This window comes from Pseudomonas sp. SCT (genome assembly GCF_003864275.1).
In the GTDB taxonomy this organism is placed as follows: domain Bacteria; phylum Pseudomonadota; class Gammaproteobacteria; order Pseudomonadales; family Pseudomonadaceae; genus Stutzerimonas; species Stutzerimonas stutzeri_AE.
Genome location: NZ_BDJA01000004.1, coordinates 101606 through 121810 on the forward strand (window position 1 = coordinate 101606; position 20205 = coordinate 121810).

The window sequence follows — 20205 nt, forward strand, 5'->3', positions numbered from 1 at the left end:
CCGGCGTTTTTCATTTATCCGACCACTGCAGCCTTAGTCCTCACGCGGCGCGTAGGCGAACACGTCCGCACGCATCTGATGCGGGTCCATCCCCGCCTCCACCAGCGCATCGAGCGTGCCATAGACCATCGACGGCGAGCCGCTGGCATAGACATGCAGCGCTTTGAGATCGCTGAAGTCCTCTCGGATCGCTTCGTGCAGCATGCCGCAGCGCCCTTCCCAGCCACAGACGTCACTGACCACCCGGTGCAGATGCAGATTGCCCATGCCCTGCCATTCATCCCAGTGCGGCAGCTGGTAGAAATCTTCCGGCCGCCGCACGCCCCAGTACAGATGCACCGGATGCACGAAGCCCGCGGCGCGGCAGTACTCGATCAGGCTGTGCATCTGCGCCATGCCGGTGCCGGCAGCGACCAGCACCAGCGGGCCATCCGGTAGCTCGGCCAGATGCGTATCGCCGAACGGTAACTGGACCCGGGCGAAGCCTTGTCGCTGCAGGAACGCCAGCAGCTCGATGGCGGACTCTTCGCGAGCCAGCACGTGCAGTTCGAGCTCCCGACCGCTCCCTGGCGCCGAAGCGAGAGAGAACGCCGACCACTCGCCATCCTCCCGCTGCAGCAGCAGATATTGGCCAGCGTGATAGCGCGGTTGCCGGCCAGCGGGCAGACGCAGACGCAGACGCACTACATCGCCGCCGACCTCTTCGTAGCCGCTCAGCTGGCAGCTCAGCTCGCGCACCGGCAGTTCGCCGGGCGCCAGCACGCCATCCCAGAGCAGCACGCAGTCTTCCAGCGGCTCGGCCAGGCAGGCAAGCAGCTCGCCGTGATCGCGCACTTCGCCGGCCTGGCGCACACGTCCTTCGACCAGCAGCGAGGCACAGATATGGCAATTGCCGTTGCGACAGCTCTGCGGGCATTCGTAGCCCAGACGCCTGGCGGCATCGAGGAATCGTTCGCCGGGCCGCACGTCGAGCACGGCGCCGGATGGCTGCAAGGTAACTTTCATGTGCACGTCTTATCAGTGAACGGGATGACCCGCCAAGGCTTCGGGCGGGCTCGAGCCCGCCTCTTCGGTTATGTCAGTCGATACCCAGCTGCGACCAGAGTTCATCGACCCGCTGCTTCACCGCCGGATCCTGGACTATGGCGCGTCCCCATTCGCGGTTAGTCTCGCCCGGCCATTTGTGGGTGGCATCCAGGCCCATCTTCGAGCCCAGCCCGGAGATCGGTGAGGCGAAATCCAGGTAATCGATCGGCGTGTTGTCGATCATCACCGTGTCGCGTTTGGGGTCCATGCGCGTGGTGATGGCCCAGATCACGTCATTCCAGTCGCGAGCATTGATGTCGTCGTCGGTGACGATGACGAACTTGGTGTACATGAACTGACGCAGGAAGCTCCACACCCCCAGCATGACCCGCTTGGCGTGACCGGGATACTGCTTCTTCATGGTCACCACTGCCATGCGGTAGGAACAGCCTTCCGGCGGCAGGTAGAAGTCGACGATCTCCGGGAACTGCTTCTGCAGAATCGGCACGAACACTTCATTCAGCGCCACACCAAGAATCGCCGGCTCGTCTGGCGGTCGGCCAGTGTAGGTGCTGTGGTAGATCGGATTCTTGCGCTGAGTGATGCGCTCGACGGTGAACACCGGGAAACGATCCACTTCGTTGTAGTAGCCGGTGTGATCGCCGTAGGGGCCTTCGTCGGCCATCTCGCCTGGGTAGATATGCCCTTCCAAGACGATCTCGGCATAGGCCGGCACCTGCAAGTCGGAGCCGATCGCCTTGACCAGCTCGGTGCGCGAGCCGCGCAGCAAACCGGCGAAGGCGTATTCGGAGAGCGTATCGGGCACAGGCGTCACCGCACCGAGGATCGTCGCCGGATCGGCGCCCAACGCCACTGCCACCGGGTACGGCCGATCAGGATACTTCTCGCACCATTCGCGGAAATCCAGCGCACCGCCACGATGGCTGAGCCAGCGCATGATCACCTTGTTACCGCCGATCACCTGCTGGCGGTAGATACCGAGGTTCTGTCGCTCCTTGTTCGGCCCCTTGGTGATGGTCAGACCCCAGGTGATCAGCGGCGCGGCGTCGCCCGGCCAGCAGTGCTGAACCGGGATCTTCGCCAGGTCGACGTCATCGCCCTCGATGATCACCTCGTGACAAGGCGCGTCCTTGAGCACCTTGGGCGCCATGCTGATGACCTTCTTGTAGATCGGCAGCTTGCTCCAGGCGTCCTTCAGCCCCTTCGGTGGCTCCGGCTCCTTGAGGAACGCCAGCAGCTTGCCGATTTCGCGCAGCTCGGAGACATCCTCGGCGCCCATGCCCAGGGCGACCCGTTGCGGCGTGCCGAACAGGTTGCCGAGCACCGGCATGTCGAAACCGGTCGGATTCTCGAACAGCAGCGCCGGGCCCTGCTTGCGCAGGGTGCGGTCGCAGATCTCGGTCATTTCCAGAACGGGAGAGACGGCAGTGGTGATGCGCTTGAGCTCGCCACGTTTTTCCAGGCCGCTGATAAAGTCGCGCAGATCGCGATACTGCATGCTTGAGCCTCGCATGGGCCGGCAGGGTCGGGGCGCAAAGTTTAGCCCCAGCGCCGGATTTTCCAAAACCTGCAGACAGACGAAGGCCGGGTTTCCCCGGCCTTGTGGGTAACGACGAGTCGCTTACTTGCGCTTCATGGACATGAAGAATTCGTCGTTGGTCTTGGTGTCCTTGAGCTTGTCGAGCAGGAACTCGATGGCGGCGCTTTCATCCATCGGGTGCAGCAGCTTGCGCAGAATCCAGATGCGCTGCAGCTCTTCCTCACTGGTCAGCAACTCTTCGCGGCGGGTACCCGAGCGATTGATGTTGATGGCCGGGAATACGCGCTTTTCGGCAATGCGGCGATCGAGCTGAAGCTCCAGGTTGCCGGTGCCCTTGAATTCCTCGTAGATCACCTCGTCCATCTTCGAGCCGGTTTCGACCAGCGCGGTGGCGAGAATGGTCAGCGAACCGCCTTCCTCGATATTGCGCGCGGCACCGAAGAAACGCTTGGGCTTCTCCAGCGCATGGGCGTCGACACCACCGGTCAGGACCTTGCCGGAGCTCGGGATCACGGTGTTGTAAGCGCGCGCCAGGCGGGTGATGGAATCCAGCAGGATGACCACGTCCTTCTTGTGCTCGACCAGGCGCTTGGCCTTCTCGATCACCATCTCGGCGACCTGCACGTGGCGGGTCGGCGGCTCGTCGAAGGTGGAGGCGACCACTTCGCCGCGCACGGTGCGCTGCATTTCGGTCACTTCTTCCGGGCGCTCGTCGATCAGCAGCACGATCAGGTGGCACTCGGGGTTGTTACGGGTGATGTTGCTGGCAATGTTCTGCAGCATGATCGTCTTGCCCGCTTTCGGCGGAGCGACGATAAGGCCACGCTGGCCCTTGCCGATCGGCGCACAGAGGTCGATCACGCGGCCAGTGAGGTCTTCGGTGGAGCCGTTGCCGGCTTCCATCTTCAGGCGCTCGTTGGCGAACAGCGGGGTCAGGTTTTCGAAGAGGATCTTGTTCTTCGCGTTCTCCGGCCGATCGTAGTTGATCGAGTCGACCTTGAGCAGGGCGAAGTAACGCTCGCCTTCCTTGGGCGGGCGAATCTTACCGATGATGGTGTCACCGGTACGCAGATTGAAGCGACGAATCTGGCTGGGCGAGACGTAGATGTCGTCCGGGCCGGCCAGATAGGAAGAATCCGCGGAGCGCAGGAAGCCGAAACCGTCCTGGAGAATCTCCAGCACGCCATCACCGGAAATTTCCTCGCCGCTTTTAGCGTGCTTCTTCAGCAGGGAGAAAATCACGTCCTGCTTGCGCGAACGGGCCATGTTGTCGATGCCCATCTGTTCGGCCATTTCCAGCAGTTCGGTGATGGGCTTTTGCTTGAGTTCAGTCAGATTCATAGAGAGAGTCAGGAAGGATGTAGAAAGCGATTAGCTTGAGAAGCCGCGCAGCAAGAGACGAACAGGTTCGTTGTGCTTTATGAGGCTGAAGTGCGTCGGCGACGGCGTGCAGAGGGCGACGGAAGAATGCGTCGCGAGGCCGAATTTAGCACCGTGCAGGCGAAGCGTCCACCCTGCCGATAAAAAAAGCCCCCGCGTCTGCGGGGGCTTTGGAAGAGAACGTTGGCGAACTCAGATGTTGCTGTCGAGGAAGGCTGCCAGCTGCGACTTGGACAGCGCGCCGACCTTGGTGGCTTCGACGTTGCCGTTCTTGAACAGCATCAGTGTCGGGATGCCACGCACGCCATACTTCGGCGGCGTTTCCTGGTTCTCGTCGATGTTGAGCTTGCAGACCTTCAGACGGCCTTCGTATTCCTTGGCGATCTCGTCGAGTACCGGCGCGATCATCTTGCAGGGGCCACACCATTCAGCCCAGTAGTCGACCAGTACGGGACCGTCGGCCTGGAGGACGTCCTGCTCGAAACTGCTGTCGCTGACATTGTTGATGTAGTCGCTCATGGATTTTCTCCAGGGTCGGAACGGAAAGGTCGCCATCATAGCCCTACTGTGAGCGGATCGAAAGCCGCAGACCCGCCAGCAGGCGACGAGCGCCCGCCCGCAGCAGGCCGCTGCGGCGATGACTGCGTTGGCGGATGGGGGCGATCGTGTCAGGATGTCGGGGTTTTGCATCGAGACCGCCCAATGCGCCAGAACACCGCCGATACTTTCCCCATGATCGCCGCCCTGGATCTGGGCTCGAACAGCTTTCATATGGTGCTCGCTCGCACCGCCAACGGCGAAATGCGCATCCTCGAACGGCTCGGCGAGAAGGTCCAGCTGGCTGCGGGCATTGACGAGAATCGTCTGCTCGACGAGGCTGCCATGCAGCGCGGACTGGACTGTCTGCGGCGCTTCGCGCAGATGGTTAACCACCTGCCCCAGGGCGCCGTGCGCATCGTCGGCACCAACGCCCTGCGCGAGGCGCGCAACCGCGCCACCTTCATCCGCCGCGCCGAAGAGATCATCGACCACCAGGTGGAAGTCATTTCCGGCCGCGAAGAAGCGCGCCTGATCTACCTCGGGGTGTCGCACACCGTTCCGGCGAGCCAGGGCCGACGCCTGGTCGCCGATATCGGCGGCGGCAGCACCGAATTCATCATCGGTGAAGGCTTCGAGTCGCAGTTGCGTGAAAGCCTGCAGATGGGCTGCGTGAGTTATACCCAGCGCTTCTTCCGCGACGGCAAGATCACCCCGGCGCGCTACGCCCAGGCTTACACCGCTGCGCGTGTCGAGCTGATGGGCATCGAGCACGGCCTGCGCCGGCTCGGCTGGCAGGAATCCATTGGTGCATCCGGCACCATCCGTGCCGTGGGGCTGGCCATCAAGAGCGGCGGCTTCGGCAACGGCGAAGTCAATCTCGAAGGGCTCGGCTGGCTCAAGCGCAAGCTGTTCAAGCTCGGCGACGTGGAAAAGATCGATATCGATGGCATCAAGCCGGATCGCCGCGGAGTATTCCCGGCGGGCCTGGCGATTCTCGAGGCGATCTTCGATGCGCTCGAGATCAGCAGCATGACCCACTCCGAAGGCGCGTTGCGCGAAGGGGTGCTTTACGACCTGCTCGGCCGTCATCACGACGAGGACATCCGCGACCGCTCGCTGAGCTTCCTGATGGAGCGCTACCACGTCGACATGGAGCAGGCCGCACGGGTCGAAGCCAAGGCGCTGGAGGCCTTCGACCAGGTCGCCGAGGCCTGGAACCTCGACCAGGACTGGCACCGCGAGCTGCTCGCCTGGGCCGCGCGCGTGCATGAAGTGGGGCTCGACATCGCGCATTACCATTACCACAAGCACGGCGCCTATCTGATCGAGCACTCCGACCTGCCGGGCTTTTCACGTCAGGATCAGTTGATGCTGGCGCTGCTGGTACGCGGCCACCGGCGCAATATTCCGCAGGATAAGTTCGGTGAAACCGGGGCCGACGCCGATGCCCTGGTGCGCCTGTGCATCCTGCTGCGCTTTGCGATTCTGTTTCACCACATCCGCGGCGCCAATGCCGTCTCTGAAGTACAACTGAAGGCCGACGAGCGCAACCTTGAGCTGATCTTCCCGGCCGGCTGGCTCGGCGCCAACCCGCTGACCCGCGCCGACTTCGAGGCCGAAGCCGCCTGGCTCGCGCGCGTGGGATATGAACTGCGGATGAAATGAAACAAGGGCCCGTTGGGGCCCTTGTTGATTCAGGAATCCGCTTTTCGTCTCACCGGCCGAGCCGGCGCCACATGCCTGAAAACGAACCGTGCACGATGGCCAGTCTCAGCGCGCCGCGACCTGCGGGCCGGTCAGGCGCTCGAGCAAGGTGCTCTGCACATTGCGCGGGTTCTGGTTGCCGGTGGGGCTGTTGCGCAGGTAGCTGCCGTCCGGCTGCAGGATCCAGCTCTGGGTGTTGTCGCTGAGGAAGCCTTCCAGCTCCTTCTTCACCCGCATCAGCAGCTTCTTGCCCTCCACCGGAAAACAGGTCTCCACCCGACGATCGAGGTTGCGCTCCATCCAGTCAGCACTGGAGAGGTAGAGCTTCTCGTCGCCATCGTTCTGGAAGTAGAACACCCGGCTGTGCTCGAGGAAGCGGCCGATGATCGAGCGCACATGGATATTGTGCGAGACCCCGGCAATGCCCGGGCGCAGGCAGCACATGCCACGCACGATGAGATCGACGCGCACGCCCGTCTGGCTGGCCTTGTACAGCGCCTTGATCATCTTCGGGTCGGTCAGCGCGTTGATCTTCAGGATGATATGCGCCGGCCGCCCCTCGGCAGCGTGTTGCGTCTCTTGTGCGATCAGGTCGAGCAGCGTCTTCTTCAGCGTGAACGGCGCATGCAGCAGCTTCTTCATGCGCATAGTCTTGCCCATGCCGATCAGCTGACTGAACAGTTTGGAAACGTCCTCGCACAGCGCGTCGTCCGAAGTCAGCAGGCTGTAGTCGGTGTACAGCCTGGCGTTGGCTGCGTGGTAATTGCCGGTGCCCAGATGCGCGTAGCGGCACAGCTCGCCGTTTTCGCGGCGCAGGATCAGCATCATCTTGGCGTGGGTCTTGTAGCCGACCACGCCGTAGATCACCACCGCACCGGCCTGTTGCAGACGGCTGGCGAGCTGCAGGTTGGACTCCTCGTCGAAACGGGCACGCAGCTCGATCACCGCAGTGACTTCCTTGCCGCTGCGGGCCGCATCGACCAGCGCATCGACGATTTCCGAATTGGCGCCGGAGCGGTACAGCGTCTGCTTGATCGCCAGCACGCACGGGTCCTTCGCCGCTTCACGCAGCAGGTCGACCACCGGCGTGAAGGACTCGAAGGGGTGCAGCAGCAGGATGTCCTGCTTGTTGATCACACTGAAGATCTTGTCGCTGTTCTGTAGCAGCTTCGGAATCGACGGGGTGAACGGGCTGTATTGCAGCTCCGGGTGGCTGTCCAGGCCGGTGATGCTGAACAGCCGGGTCAGGTTGACCGGGCCGTTGACCCGGTACATCTCGCTCTCGCCGAGGCTGAACTGCTTGAGCAGGAAGTCGGCCAGATTCTGCGGGCAGGTGTCGGCCACCTCGAGACGCACGGCATCACCGTAACGCCGGGAGATCAGCTCGCCGCGTAACGCGCGGGCCAGGTCCTCGACGTCCTCGGTGTCCACCGAGAGGTCGGCGTTACGAGTGAGGCGGAACTGGTAGCAGCCCTTGACGCGCATGCCGTGGAACAAGTCGTCGGCGTGGGCGTGGATCATCGATGAGAGGAAGACGAAGTTGTCGCCCGGACCACCGACCGACTCCGGCACACGAATCACCCGCGGCAGCAGCCGTGGCGCCGGGATGATGGCCAGACCGGAGTCGCGACCGAAGGCATCGACACCTTCCAGTTCGACGATGAAGTTCAGGCTCTTGTTCACCAGCAGCGGAAACGGATGGGTCGGGTCCAGGCCGATCGGCGTGACGATCGGCGCGATCTCGTCGCGGAAATAGCGGCGCACCCAGGTCTTGAGCTTGGCCGTCCAGTGCCGACGACGGATGAAGCGGATCTGATGCTCGGCCAGTGCCGGCAGCAGCACGTCATTGAGGATCGCGTACTGGCGGTCGACCTGTTCATGCACCAGCTCGGAAATGCGTGCCAGCGCCTGGTGCGGCTGCAGGCCGTCGGCGCCGGCCTGCTCGCGGGCGAAGGTGACGCGCTTCTTCAGCCCGGCGACGCGAATCTCGAAGAACTCATCGAGGTTGCTGGAAAAGATCAGCAGGAACTTCAGCCGCTCGAGCAGCGGATAGGACTCGTCCAGCGCCTGTTCCAGCACGCGGATGTTGAACTGCAGCTGGGAAAGCTCGCGATGGATGTACAGCACGCTGTCATCCAGATTGGTCACCGGTGCGACCGGCGCTTCCTCGATGACTTCCGGCGGCGCGGAAGGCACCGCCACCGCTTCAGGCACGACCGGCTCCAGCACCTCGCTGACGACGGCGTCCTGCAGTTCCTTTTCGCTGAGTCCCTGGTTGATCATCGCTTTGCCTCGAAAGGGCTCACTGGCCCCGTTTTAATTGTTGTGCCGCCTGTTTGGCGAAGTAAGTGAGGATGCCATCGGCCCCGGCACGCTTGAAGCCGACCAAAGACTCAAGGATGACGGCCTCGCTCAGCCAGCCGTTCTGGATGGCGGCCATGTGCATCGCATACTCACCACTGACCTGATAGACGAAGGTCGGCGCCTTGAAGGCATCCTTCACGCGCCAGACGATATCCAGATAAGGCAGGCCGGGCTTGACCATCACCATGTCCGCGCCCTCGGCCAGGTCGGCGGCGACTTCATGCAGGGCCTCGTCGCCGTTGGCCGGGTCCATCTGGTAGGTGTTCTTGTTGCTCTTGCCGAGGTTGGCCGCCGAACCGACCGCATCGCGGAACGGGCCGTAGTAGGCACTGGCGTACTTGGCCGAGTAGGCCATGATGCGCACGTTGTGATGCTCGGCCACTTCCAGCGCCTCGCGGATCGCCTGGATGCGACCGTCCATCATGTCTGACGGTGCGACCACCTGGGCACCGGCTTCGGCGTGGGACAGCGCCTGGCGGACCAGCGCGTCGACCGTGACATCGTTCTGCACGTAGCCGTTGTCGTCGAGGATGCCGTCCTGGCCATGGGTGGTGAAGGGATCGAGCGCGACGTCGGTGATGATCCCCAGCTCCGGGAAGCGCGCACGCAGCGCGCGGGTGGCACGCTGGGCGATGCCGTCGGGGTTCCAGGCTTCGGCGGCATCCAGGGATTTCTTCTCCAGCGGCGTCACCGGGAACAGCGCCAGCGCCGGGATCCCCAGCGCCACCAGCTCCTCGGCTTCCTCGAGCAGCAGGTCGATGGACAGGCGCTCCACTCCCGGCATCGACGGCACCGCCTCACGGCGATTTTCGCCATCGAGCACGAACACCGGCAGGATCAGGTCATCGACCGTCAGAACGTTCTCGCGCACCAGGCGGCGGGAAAAATCATCGCGACGGTTGCGACGCAGGCGAGTAGCAGGGAACAACCGGCTGGCAGGAACGAAACTCACGACGGACTCCTGGCCCGCAAAACGGGCGAATATGACGTTTATAGGCCTGGCGCATGACGAAATGATGACAACGGCACGCCGCCGGGCCTGCGAAATCACCCCATTGTCGCCAGCCATGCCGGTGACTGCCAGTCCTTTGATCAAGCGCAAACCGGCATGCCAGACCTGCGGCAATGAACACCGACAGCTCCGACGCATCCAACAAACATGCGGGGCTTACCTGAAGCCGTCTCAGGCATTAGCATCGAACGCATCCGCAGCGCCCACCGCAGGGCCGTTGAACTTGACCAGGAGTATCGCTATGAACAAGAAAGTCGCCGTGATCCTATCCGGCTGTGGCGTCTACGACGGCTCGGAGATCTATGAGAGCGTCATCACTCTGTTGCGCCTGGACCAGCGTGGCGTCAAGGTGCAGTGCTTCGCACCGAACATCCCGCAGATGCACGTGATCAATCACCTGAGCGGCGACGAGATGCCAGAATCGCGCAACGTGTTGACCGAATCGGCGCGCCTGGCCCGTGGCGAGATCAAGGACCTGCGCGAAGCCCGCGCCGAGGATTTCGATGCATTGATCATCCCCGGCGGCTTTGGCGCCGCGAAGAACCTGTCGACCTTTGCCACCGAAGGCGCCGCCAGCAAGGCGCTGCCTGAAGTGATCGCACTGGCCCAGGCCTTCGCCGAAGCGCGCAAGCCAATCGGCATGATGTGCATCGCACCGACCATGGCCGCGCAGATTTTCGGGGCCGGCGTGGTCTGCACCCTGGGCAGCGACGACGCCGATGCGGCCAAGGCGGTCGGCCAGATGGGCGCCGAGCATCAGGCATGCGAAGTCAGCGATATCGTCGTGGATGACAAGCACCGACTGGTCACCACCCCTGCATACATGCTGGCGCAGTCCATCAGCGAGGCCGCATCGGGCATCTACAAGCTGGTCGATCGCGTTCTGGAAATGACCACCGAGAGCTGATCTGCTCCGCAGTGCTGATAAAAATCCCGGGCCAGCCCGGGATTTTTTTTGCGCGAAAGCCGCCAAAGCCGCGGCTGCTCATGCCGCTGCCCTGTTCAGCGAAGGCAGGGTCGGGCAGCTTGGTCGCTCAGCCACAGGAATGCCGATCATGAATCAAGACGATGAACTGCTCGCCGAGCAGGCCCAGGCGGTACGCCAGATGTTCGAGCGCATCCCGTTCAATCAGGCACTGGGCATCGAACTCGACGAAATCTCCACTAGCCGGGTGGTGATGCACCTGCCGATGAAGCCCGAGCTGGTAGGCAATTTTGTCCACGGCATCCTCCACGGCGGGGTCATCGCCTCGCTGCTGGACGTCGCCGGCGGGGCCATGGCGATGCTCGGCGCCTTCGACAAGCATCGTCACCTGACGACGCAGGAGCGCGCCGCGCGACTATCCCGGCTGGGCACCATCGACCTGCGCATCGATTACCTGCGGCCAGGCCGCGGCACGCGCTTCAGTGCCTGCGCCATGTTGCTGCGCTCGGGCAACAAGGTCGCAGTGGTGCGCTCGGAGCTGCATAACGAAACCGGTGTGCTGGTAGCCGTGGGCACCGGGACCTACCTCTGCGGCTGATCGCTTAGCGGCTTCTCGACAGCTGCGTCAGCAAGCGGTCCAGTGCATTGGCGAAGGCCTGCCGATCGCGCTCGCTGTAGGCAGCCTGGCCGCCACCTACCTGCCCCTGCTCGCGCAGATCGGTGAACAGATTGCGCACTGCCAGGCGCTCGCCCATGTTGCGCTCGTCGAACTCGCGACCGCGCGGGTCCAAAGCCGCGATGCCCTTCTTCACCAGTCGATCGGCCAGCGGAACGTCACTGCAGATCACCAGATCGCCAGGCTCGGCATGCTCGACCAGATAGTCGTCAGCCGCATCCGGACCGCTCGGCACCACGATCAGCCGCACGCAGGCGAACGCCGGCTTGACCTGGCTCTGCCCGGCGACCAGCAGCACCTCGAACTTGCGCTTGAGGGCGAACTTGATCACCTGATCCTTCGCCGCCCGTGGACAGGCATCAGCGTCGATCCAGACGCGCATTGAAGTCGGCTCGCTCATACGACAGCGCGCCGCACCGTTGCCAGCAGCGCCGCCGCACCGGCAAAGGCCGCGGCAAAACTGCGATTGATCAGGCGCTGCTGACGCGGCGTGCGCAATAACCGCAGCACTTTCGCCGCCAGCCCGGTGTATGCAGCCATGACGATCAAATCGACCACCACCATGGTTGCGGCCATTTCGCTGTATTGCAGCAGCAACGGCCGCTGCGGGTCGAGGAACTGTGGCAGGACCGCAAGGATGAAGACGATCGCCTTGGGGTTGCTGGCATTGACGACGAACCCGCGCAGCACCAGGCTCAGCGGCCTGCCAATGGGTCGCGGCGCGGCGGAGTCGTCCAGCGCCTGCGGTTGCGCCTGCCACTGCTTCCAGGCCAGCCACAGCAGATAGCCGACGCCGAACCACTTGATCAGACTGAACGCCAACTCCGAGGTCGCCAGCACCGCACCGACACCCGCAGCCACCACCGCGATCTGCAGCACCAATGCCAGCTGCAGGCCGATGGCGTTCCAGTAGCCACGCCAGAAGCCGTACTGCAGGCCGCAGGACATCGATGCGATGGCACCGGCGCCCGGCGACAGGCTGATTACCCAACAGGCGACGAAGAAAGCGAGCCAGGTTTCCAGTGACATTTGAATTCCTCCGTTCAGACGATTGCGCCGCAGCCGGCGCTTCGATTCAGTCCGGCAAGCCCTTGCCCAGCTTCACCGGCTCCTTGAGCTTGCGCTTCATGGCCTTGCGCATGCGGATGTTCAGCGTCTCGACGCCCAGCGAGAAGGCCATGGCGAAGTAGACGTAGCCCTCGGCACATGCACACCGAAGGCTTCGGCAATCAGCAGCGTACCGACCACGATGAGGAAGGCAGCGCGACAATCTTCAGCCATGAAGTCGCTGATGGTGTCCGTAGCCAGCTTCATCACCAACACGGCATTCCATGAGAGTTGTTACTCGTTGGGGTTACGGTGGTAGAGCTGGACTTCGCTGCCACGCCAGCGGCGCACAGCCTTCTGGAAAAACAGACTGTTGGGCACCTGGACGATGGCGCCGGTGCCCGCTTCGGCCACCTCTTCGAGAGTGGTGTAGACCAGATTGATGTCGATCACCCGGCCTTTGACGATCGGCTTGTCGAACGCCTCGACGATTTCCACGACGTCGCCCAGCCGGAACGGCCCTACGGTGAGAATCAGCACCGCACAAAGCAGGTTGGACAGCACGCTCCAGATCGCGAAGAAGGCGATCGCTGCCACCGCGACGAACCCGGAAATGGCCGTCCACAGCACCGTGGCAGAAACACCAAAGCGCTCCAGCACCATGATCAGCGCGCCGCCGATGATGAACCAGCGGATGCCGCCGCGCACCGGAATCAGCAGTTCCGGCGGCAACGGGTAGCGCGACGACAGCCGCGTCAGGCCGCGGGCCACAAGCCGTTGCAGTACATAGGCCACCAGCAGGATGAGCAGCACCTGCAGGCCGAGCATCCACTGCAACCGCCACTCTTCGACCATGCTCAGCCAGGGTTCGCTCATGCGCTGGCCTCCAGTTGCGCCTGCAAGGCTTCCAGCGTTTCCAGCGCTTCCAGCCAGGCCTCCTCAAGCTCGCCTTCGCGAACCTTCAACTCGGCCTGCTTCGCCAGCAGCTGGCGCAGCTCATCCTTGCGCGCCACTTCGTAAAGCGCGCTGTCGCCCAGGCTCGTTTCGAGCTCGGCCAGTTTTTCGTGCACCGTCGCCAGATCCTTCTCCAGCTTGTCCGCCTGGCGCTTGTGCGGCGCCAACTGCTGGCGCAACGCGGCGGCGGCCTGACGCTGGGCGCGCTTGTCGGTCTTGTCCGCCGCGGGCTCGCCGCTGGCGACGGGCTGCTGGCGCGCCCGGTAATCAACCAGCCAGCGCGCATAATCCTCGAGGTCTCCGTCGAAACTCTGCACCTGCCCGTCGGCGACCAGCAGGAACTCGTCGGTGGTGCTCTTGAGCAGATGCCGGTCGTGGGACACCACCAGCACCGCACCTTCGAAATCCTGCAGGGCCAGGGTCAGTGCCAGGCGCATTTCCAGATCGAGGTGGTTGGTCGGCTCATCGAGCAGCAACAGATTGGGCTTGCCCCAGGCGATCAGCGCCAACGCCAGGCGCGCCTTCTCGCCACCAGAGAAGTTCAGCACCGGCTCGTCGCAGCGCGCACCACGGAAGTCGAAGCCACCGAGAAAATCACGCAATGTCTGCTCACGCTCACTGGGGGCGATGCGCTGCAGGTGCAGCAGCGGGCTGGCCTTGGGATCGAGCGAATCGAGCTGATGCTGGGCGAAGTAGCCGACGGCCAGATTCTCGCCGCGCTGCAGGCGGCCACTCAGCGGTGTGAGCTCGGCCGCAAGCGTCTTGATCAGCGTCGACTTGCCCGCGCCGTTCGGTCCCAGCAGACCAATACGTGCACCGGGCACCAGCTGCAACTTGACCTTCTCCAGGACGACCTTTTCGCCGTAACCGAGGCGCGTTTCGGCGAGGTCCAGCAACGGACTGGATACCTTGTCCGCCTCACGGAAGCGGAAGTCGAATGGCGAGTCGACATGCGCCGGTGCCAGCTCCTCGAGCCGCTCCAGCGCCTTGATCCGGCTCTGGGCCTGGCGTGCCTTGGTCGCCTGAGCCTTGAAGCGGCGGATGTAGTTTTCCATGTGCGCGCGCTGCGCCTGCTGCTTCTCGAAGGCCTGCTGCTGCTGCGCCAGGCGTTCGGCACGGGTGCGCTCGAACGCCGAGTAGCCACCACGGTAGAGCGTCAGTTTGCGCTGTTCGAGATGGATAACGTGATCGACCACCGCATCGAGGAAGTCGCGGTCGTGGGAAATCAACAGCAAGGTGCCGGGATAGCCCTTGAGCCAATCCTCCAGCCAGAGAATCGCATCGAGATCGAGGTGGTTGGTCGGTTCGTCCAGCAACAGCAGATCCGACGGACACATGAGCGCCTGCGCGAGGTTGAGACGCATACGCCAGCCACCGGAGAAACTGCTGACCGGCAGCGTCATCTGCTCGTTGGCAAAGCCCAGCCCGGCGAGCAACTTGCGCGCACGGGCATCGGCGCTATAGCCGTCGAGGTTGTCCAGCTCGGTATGCAACCGCGCCAGAGCGTTGCCATCGTGCGCCTGCTCGGCTGCGGCCAGCTCACGCTGGACGCGGCGCAGCTCGACGTCGCCATCGAGGACGTAATCCACCGCCAGGCGATCGAGGGTATCGATCTCCTGACGCATGTGCGCGATGCGCCAGTCCGGTGGCAGCTGGCAATCGCCACCGTCGGGCACCATTTCACCGCGTAGCAATGCGAAGAGGGTGGATTTGCCGGCGCCATTGGCGCCGATCAGGCCGGCCTTCTGGCCGGGGTGCAGGGTCAGCTCGGCGCCTTCCAGCAAACGCTGCGGGCCACGCTGTAGAGTGAGGTTCTGAAGTCGGATCATAATGTCGGCGAGTTTATCAGTTCGCCTGGAAAGCCAGCCGAGCTAGCCGCAAAAAAAGGCGATTGCCAATGCCTGACCTGAACCTGTGGGATTTCGCTGTGCGTTGCTACGCACAACCCGGCGTCGAGAGTGCCTGTCTGGAGCTGCAGAGCCAGGGCGCCGATGTGTGCGTGCTGCTTTGCGCTGCCTGGCTGGAAGCACGAGGGGTGGCCTGCAACGAAGAGCGGCGGCACGCGCTGCAGGAGATCGCCGCGCCCTGGCAACGGGATGTCGTCGAGCCGTTGCGCGCACTGCGCCAGGCATGGCGACCACCGGCCCAGAGCGACGAAGCGTTGCGCGAACTGCGCGAGACGCTGAAGACAATGGAGCTGCAGGCAGAGCGCCACTTGCTGGCGCGGCTACAGACAACAAGTAACGACTGGGTCGAGTCTTGCGAACCCAACCTATGGTTGAGCGCACTGGCGCCGACGAACCACTGCCGCGCAGGCCTGGAAACCCTGCGCAGCGCGGCGTATCGGATTCAGCGGGAGCTGGACGACTTTTGAGCGCTGGCGGCTGGCTTGCGCGGAGCGGGCTTCTTCGCGGCAGGCAGGCTGGCTGGCTTGCTGGCGGCAGGCTGAACCGATGCCTGCGCGGCGGGCGCCGCTTTCTCAGCAGCCGCAGGAGCGACCACAGGCTTGGCCGTGGCGGCAGGTCGGGTACGGGCTGGTGCCTTTCCAGCAGTCGGGCGTGCAGTGGCGGGCTTGGAAGCGGCAGCACTGACTGACGTCTTTGCCGGCGCTTTGGCCGGAGTCTTGACTGGGGCTTTGGCTGCTGGTTTTACCGCTGCTTTGGCGGCTTGGGTTCTGGCTGGCGTGGCCGCGGTTTTCGCAGCAGTTTTAGCGGCTGGAGCCGGCTTGCGCGCGGCCTGCCGAGGCGCTGCAGCTTTGCCGGTGGTAGCGGTCGCCTGCTGACGACTCAGTAATTCCTTGTCCGCGGCATCGGCAACCTGTCGGATGCCCTGCGCCAGTTTCAGACTCTGGTCGGCGTCGCGCTTGAGCTCGGCAAGATAGGTCAGCGTTTCGCTCTGACGACTCTGCAGCAGCGCGAGAGAGTCCTCGAGTTCAGTGAGCCGGGTGCGCGCTTTGGTCTGCGCCTTGGCTTTGCCAGCACTGCCCGCTTCGTCCAGCTTGGCGCGGGCCTTGGTCAGTTTCTCCTGCGCTTTGCCGCGCTGCTTCTGCAGCTTGGCGAGCGCACTTTCGGCATCCTTGACTGCCTGGCTGCAGGCTTTGTCCAGATGCTCGATAAGGCTGTGCGAGAGCTGTTGCAGCAGATGCAGCGGTGTAGTGACTGACTTCTTCTTCGCGGGCATGAAGGTGCCTCCTGGCGGGAACGATGCAGCCATACTAGACGGCCCGCAAGGTGGCCGCCAGCGGCCAGGAAGCGCTGCATCTGCCGCAGCGCCTGGCGCGTTGTTCAGGCCGGCGTAGCGGCTTGCTTGTGCGCGGTATGCAGCACTTCGATCAGGCAATCTTCCAGCTCGAAACGCTCATGCAACAGCTGACCAAGCTTCTTCAGCTCATCGGCCAGGCCTGGGCTGCCCAGACAATCGCCCTTTTCGCAGCGATCATTGAAGCCCAGCGCGACCTGGGTGATGGTCTCGATACGCGGATAGATCTGCTTGGCAAGCTCGATGGCACGCGCGTCGCCGAAGGCTTCAGCCTCGGCGAGCAATTGTTCGTAGATTTCAAAATGGCCAGCCGAGACGTAGTCGACCAGATATTCGCAGAACTGCTGCAGACCCTGACGAGCAGCGGCGTCGTCGCGCTCGGTGTGCAAACCGTCGTACGCGTTGATCAAAGCGTGGCGCTCGTGCAGCCAACGGTCGATCAGTAGATGTACACCACCCCAGCGTTCCTGGGCATTCCGACAGCTCTCGAGCATGATGACCTCACTTCCCTAATCGATGATGCTTTACGCCATCCCGAGACGTTTTTGTCTTTCGGTATCGGCCTTTGGGTGAGTGGCGGCAGCGAATGGCAGGAATCCGTCACCGCACGAGCAGACTATGCCGCGACGCTCGATGCATCAAGCAAAATGCCGATGAATCTCGCGAGCGCACAGCGGCCCCCACGGGCCGCGCGTCCATGAGAAGACCGTGCAAGCGCAACGGGAGTTCGACAGGAAGGTAAAAGATCTGCTCAGTCGCGACGCAGCAGTTGCCACAGGCAGAGGATCGCCATGCCGATAAAGCCCAGCAGGCTCCACTCCGGGATGCTCATGCCCAGCATCGTCCAGCTCACCTCGGCGCACTCGGCGGTGCCGTGTAGCACCAGGCGGGCGATTTCCTGGAACGGCAATGCCTCCATCATGTATTCCAGGCTCGGCAGGCAGCTTGGCAGCTGGTCGGCCGGCACGCTCTGCAGCCAGATCTGCCGGATTGCCGTGGCAGCGCCGGCCAGCACGAATAGCAGGGCAAAGCCCGAGTAGATGCGGCGTCCGGTCTTGGCTGGCCCGTGAATCGCCGCGATGAGGCAGATCAGGCCGAAACCGATCACGCAGACGCGCTGAACAATGCACAGCGGACACGGCGCAAGCCCCATCACGTGCTCCATGTAGAGCGCAATAGCGATCAACAGGGCGCTGCCCAGAAAAGCGATGACGAACAGGGAACGAGGGCTGGCCAGGCGCATGGTGGCTCCGCTAGCTGGAAAAGTTCGCTACGGTAGTGGAAACCCCAGCGGCCTTACAAGCGGCGGACAGCCTCGGAGATGCGTCAGGCCCGCGCGATAGCGGACCTGACGAGCCGATCACAGGGTGGCGGGAAGATTGCGACCGAGCAGACCGACGCCCTGCTGAAACAAGCGGTTGCTGTTCTCGGTGTCACCCAACTGCGCCAGCAGACGCGCCAGCTCGGCGCAGGTTTCCGGACGATGATCGAAACGCAGGCTCGCCTCGAGATAATCGCGCGCCTTGCCCCACAGTTCGTTACGCAGGCTCAGACGCCCCAGTGCAAGCAACAGCACCGGGTTTTGCGGATGATCCTTGAGCCAGCCTTCGGCGTGCGCGAGCTGACGCGCCGGATCACGGCCCTGCACCCGTCCGTAACGCTCCACCAGCCGATCATCGAACTGCCGTTTGATCGCTGCGTAGAGCACTTCTTCGGCCTTGGGTTGCGCACCCAGCCGGGACAACCCGTCGGCATAAGCGCGTACTACCAGCGGCTCGCTGCGCAGCGCGCTGGGAACGGTCTGCCAACGCTGATTCAGCGCTTCGATGCCTGCCTCGGCGGCCACTTCGGACGGCTGCCCGGCCTGCTCGACCGCTGCCGTCCAGGCCAGCACTTCGAGTTCGCTCAGGCGCGCGGGCGGCAGCACACGATGCTTGCGCAGCTCCGGCAGCAAGCGGCACAGCGCCGCCCAGTCTTCCAGCTGCACGTAGAGCTGCTGCAGCAGCGTAAGCACATAGGGGTGACGCGGATGGTCACTCTGCAATTCGCTGAGCGAAGCACGGGCTTCGACATACTGGCCACGGGCAATCTGCAGCTGCGCCTGGGTCAAGCCGATCGCCAGTGCCGCCTCCGGCTCGCGCTCACGCGCCTTGTGCAGCAGCTCGTCGCTCTGGGCATATTCGCCCAGCTCGTTGGCTGCCCGCGCCGCGCCCAGGTAATGCACCAGCGGCTGGCGATCCTTCTCTGCCGCCAGCTGCAGGTGCGTCAACGCCGGGCCCCACTGGCCCTCGGCGAGCTCACGCAGCCCCTTGCGGGAGGCATTTTCCACACGCCGTGCGCGGTGCCGCCGCGACCATGGATTGACCAGCGCCCCCGACACCTGCAGCACGCCCAACAACCAGTGCACGACCATGGCCAGCAACCACAGACAGCCAACCAGCGCGAGAAATATCCAGAAGCTCGATTCGTAACGGAACTGGTCGTAGGTGATCAGCACATAGCCGGCGCTCTGACTGATCGCCCAACCGAGAAAGCCTGCGATCGCAAGCAGAAGGATGAATACCAGGGCCAGGCGTTTCATGTGCGCTCTGCCTCCTGCGCCTCGGTCTGCGTTTCAGGCTGAGACGAAGCCTCGCTCGCCGGGCCTTCGTCGCGACGTTCGCGCTTCTGCACATAGGCCTGCAGAGCCTGCAACGCCGGCGCCAGATCAGGCAGGGTCACCTCTACTTCGCGCTGGGACAATGCTTCGAGGCGCTCGTGCAGACCACGCGCCTGGCCGTTGTCTTCGCTGAAATGGTCCTTGAGCACTGCACTCGCCTGCTCCAGCGACTGGCGGTAGACCTTGGTATTGCCGTTGAGCACTGCCCATTGCGCCTGCTCGATGGCCAGCGACAGCGCCAGACGCACCTGCCCCAGCGTCTGGCCGGCCAGCAGCGGCTTGACATCGCCACCGGCATCGAAATCCACCCGCACGTAGCGAGTCAGCTCGTTGAGCCAGCGCTGCCAGCGGCTGTCCTGCGCGTTTTCCGGCACGGCCTCGCCATTGACGAACTCGGGTGCGAGCGCGCTGAGCTGGTTGCTCTGTCCACGCAGCGCACCGAGCTGCAGGAACAAGCCGGTGCGATCAAGCTCCGGCAGGCTGCGCAGCGCCTCAAGGCCCTCCAGCAGTTTCTGCCGCGTGCCGTAGGCGCCGGGGTCATCCTGTTTCTGCAGGATCAGATCGGCTTCGTGCACCAGCATTTCGGCGCTCTTGATGTCCTGCATCGCCGACAGCTGCAACATCGCCATACGCAACAGATGTTCGGCCTCGGCCAGGCGCCATTCTTCGCGACTGGCGCCCAGCACCTGCTCGACACGCCCGGAAAGCCGCTGCTGATCGCTCTGCAACGCCGCCAGCAATCGACGCCGTTCCTCCAGCTCGCTGGCCGACGGCAGCTGCTCCAGACGGCCCAGGCGTGCTGCCAACTCGCGCTCGCGTTCAGCAAGCTGGCGAGTCTGCTCACCGGTGCTCTGCAACGCTTCGAGCTGGCGATCCTCGCTGGCACCAAGCTGTTTCAGCTGCCAGAGGCCATAACCGCCGAGCGCCACGCCACCCAGACCGACCAGCAGCGCCAGTGCCGCCAGCGATTTGCCGCCCGCATTGGCGCTGGCAGGTCTGGATGGAGCAGGCTTGGCGGGCTTTGCAGTCTCGACGGCTGGGGTCGGCTCACTGGCGGGGGGTTGCAGCGGTTCTTTCTTGGAATCTGCTTCGCTCACGT

Annotated in this window: 19 protein-coding genes and 1 pseudogene; 4 read left to right on the plus strand and 16 right to left on the minus strand. The window is 63.6% G+C overall.

Annotated elements, in window-relative coordinates:
- Positions 1 to 33: 33 nt before the first annotated feature.
- The 4 genes from BHD08_RS11560 to trxA form a co-directional block, all read right to left on the minus strand.
- Positions 34 to 1005, minus strand: a complete 972-nt coding sequence (locus BHD08_RS11560; RefSeq protein WP_015278391.1) for a CDP-6-deoxy-delta-3,4-glucoseen reductase — start codon at positions 1003 to 1005, stop codon at positions 34 to 36.
- Positions 1006 to 1078: 73 nt separating this feature from the next.
- Positions 1079 to 2545: a 4-hydroxy-3-polyprenylbenzoate decarboxylase gene (gene ubiD / locus BHD08_RS11565; protein WP_125022412.1), complete on the minus strand. Its 1467-nt coding sequence runs from the start codon at positions 2543 to 2545 to the stop codon at positions 1079 to 1081.
- Between the two features lie 123 nt (positions 2546 to 2668).
- Positions 2669 to 3928 carry a transcription termination factor Rho gene (rho, locus tag BHD08_RS11570; protein WP_014821732.1) on the minus strand — a complete coding sequence of 420 codons (1260 nt, stop codon included), beginning with the start codon at positions 3926 to 3928 and terminating at the stop codon, positions 2669 to 2671.
- A gap of 231 nt (positions 3929 to 4159) precedes the next feature.
- Complete coding sequence (trxA, locus tag BHD08_RS11575) at positions 4160 to 4486, minus strand: thioredoxin TrxA (RefSeq protein ID WP_015278393.1); 327 nt, start codon at positions 4484 to 4486, stop codon at positions 4160 to 4162.
- A 183-nt stretch (positions 4487 to 4669) separates the two neighbouring features.
- On the opposite strand from trxA, the gene ppx reads away from it, so the two are divergent.
- Positions 4670 to 6172: an exopolyphosphatase gene (gene ppx / locus BHD08_RS11580; RefSeq protein ID WP_125022414.1), complete on the plus strand. Its 1503-nt coding sequence runs from the start codon at positions 4670 to 4672 to the stop codon at positions 6170 to 6172.
- A 105-nt stretch (positions 6173 to 6277) separates the two neighbouring features.
- Here the strand turns inward: ppx and ppk1 are convergent, their stop codons facing one another.
- Entirely contained in the window at positions 6278 to 8494 is a 2217-nt protein-coding gene (gene ppk1, locus BHD08_RS11585) for a polyphosphate kinase 1 (protein WP_125022416.1), read from the minus strand.
- 19 nt (positions 8495 to 8513) lie between these two features.
- The gene (gene hemB / locus BHD08_RS11590; RefSeq protein ID WP_015278396.1) at positions 8514 to 9527 is read right to left on the minus strand and encodes a porphobilinogen synthase; all 1014 of its coding nucleotides are present in this window, start codon (positions 9525 to 9527) and stop codon (positions 8514 to 8516) included.
- Between the two features lie 301 nt (positions 9528 to 9828).
- Here hemB and elbB point away from each other — a divergent pair, with 301 nt between their 5' ends.
- Both elbB and BHD08_RS11600 read left to right on the plus strand, forming a co-directional pair.
- Complete coding sequence (gene elbB / locus BHD08_RS11595) at positions 9829 to 10494, plus strand: isoprenoid biosynthesis glyoxalase ElbB (RefSeq protein ID WP_015278397.1); 666 nt, start codon at positions 9829 to 9831, stop codon at positions 10492 to 10494.
- A gap of 148 nt (positions 10495 to 10642) precedes the next feature.
- Positions 10643 to 11110 (plus strand): thioesterase family protein, encoded by a 468-nt coding sequence (locus BHD08_RS11600; protein WP_125022418.1) that lies wholly within the window; start codon positions 10643 to 10645, stop codon positions 11108 to 11110.
- 4 nt (positions 11111 to 11114) lie between these two features.
- Here the strand turns inward: BHD08_RS11600 and BHD08_RS11605 are convergent, their stop codons facing one another.
- The 5 genes and pseudogenes from BHD08_RS11605 to BHD08_RS11625 form a co-directional block, all read right to left on the minus strand.
- Positions 11115 to 11570: a YaiI/YqxD family protein gene (locus BHD08_RS11605; protein ID WP_125022420.1), complete on the minus strand. Its 456-nt coding sequence runs from the start codon at positions 11568 to 11570 to the stop codon at positions 11115 to 11117.
- A 14-nt stretch (positions 11571 to 11584) separates the two neighbouring features.
- On the minus strand, positions 11585 to 12217 hold the full coding sequence (locus BHD08_RS11610; RefSeq protein ID WP_125022422.1) for a LysE family translocator: 633 nt from the start codon (positions 12215 to 12217) through the stop codon (positions 11585 to 11587).
- 46 nt (positions 12218 to 12263) lie between these two features.
- A pseudogene (locus BHD08_RS11615) lies at positions 12264 to 12514 on the minus strand (TerC family protein); the annotation flags it as partial.
- A gap of 15 nt (positions 12515 to 12529) precedes the next feature.
- A complete protein-coding gene (locus tag BHD08_RS11620) occupies positions 12530 to 13111 on the minus strand; it encodes a mechanosensitive ion channel family protein (protein ID WP_015278401.1) in 582 nt (193 codons plus the stop codon).
- Positions 13108 to 15018, minus strand: a complete 1911-nt coding sequence (locus tag BHD08_RS11625; RefSeq protein WP_125022424.1) for an ATP-binding cassette domain-containing protein — start codon at positions 15016 to 15018, stop codon at positions 13108 to 13110. The genes BHD08_RS11620 and BHD08_RS11625 overlap by 4 nt, the downstream gene beginning before the upstream one ends.
- Positions 15019 to 15086: 68 nt before the next feature.
- On the opposite strand from BHD08_RS11625, the gene BHD08_RS11630 reads away from it, so the two are divergent.
- A complete protein-coding gene (locus BHD08_RS11630; protein WP_125022426.1) occupies positions 15087 to 15563 on the plus strand; it encodes a TIGR02444 family protein in 477 nt (158 codons plus the stop codon).
- Here the strand turns inward: BHD08_RS11630 and BHD08_RS11635 are convergent.
- From BHD08_RS11635 to BHD08_RS11655, 5 genes are all read right to left on the minus strand, one after another.
- Positions 15539 to 16369 carry an AlgP family protein gene (locus BHD08_RS11635; RefSeq protein WP_125022428.1) on the minus strand — a complete coding sequence of 277 codons (831 nt, stop codon included), beginning with the start codon at positions 16367 to 16369 and terminating at the stop codon, positions 15539 to 15541. The genes BHD08_RS11630 and BHD08_RS11635 overlap by 25 nt on opposite strands.
- A 104-nt stretch (positions 16370 to 16473) precedes the next feature.
- Entirely contained in the window at positions 16474 to 16941 is a 468-nt protein-coding gene (locus BHD08_RS11640) for an Rsd/AlgQ family anti-sigma factor (protein WP_015278405.1), read from the minus strand.
- 257 nt (positions 16942 to 17198) lie between these two features.
- Entirely contained in the window at positions 17199 to 17690 is a 492-nt protein-coding gene (locus BHD08_RS11645) for a disulfide bond formation protein B (protein ID WP_125022430.1), read from the minus strand.
- A 117-nt stretch (positions 17691 to 17807) separates the two neighbouring features.
- Entirely contained in the window at positions 17808 to 19028 is a 1221-nt protein-coding gene (locus BHD08_RS11650; protein ID WP_125022432.1) for a heme biosynthesis HemY N-terminal domain-containing protein, read from the minus strand.
- A complete protein-coding gene (locus BHD08_RS11655) occupies positions 19025 to 20203 on the minus strand; it encodes a uroporphyrinogen-III C-methyltransferase (protein ID WP_125022434.1) in 1179 nt (392 codons plus the stop codon). The genes BHD08_RS11650 and BHD08_RS11655 overlap by 4 nt, the downstream gene beginning before the upstream one ends.
- Positions 20204 to 20205: the final 2 nt, after the last annotated feature.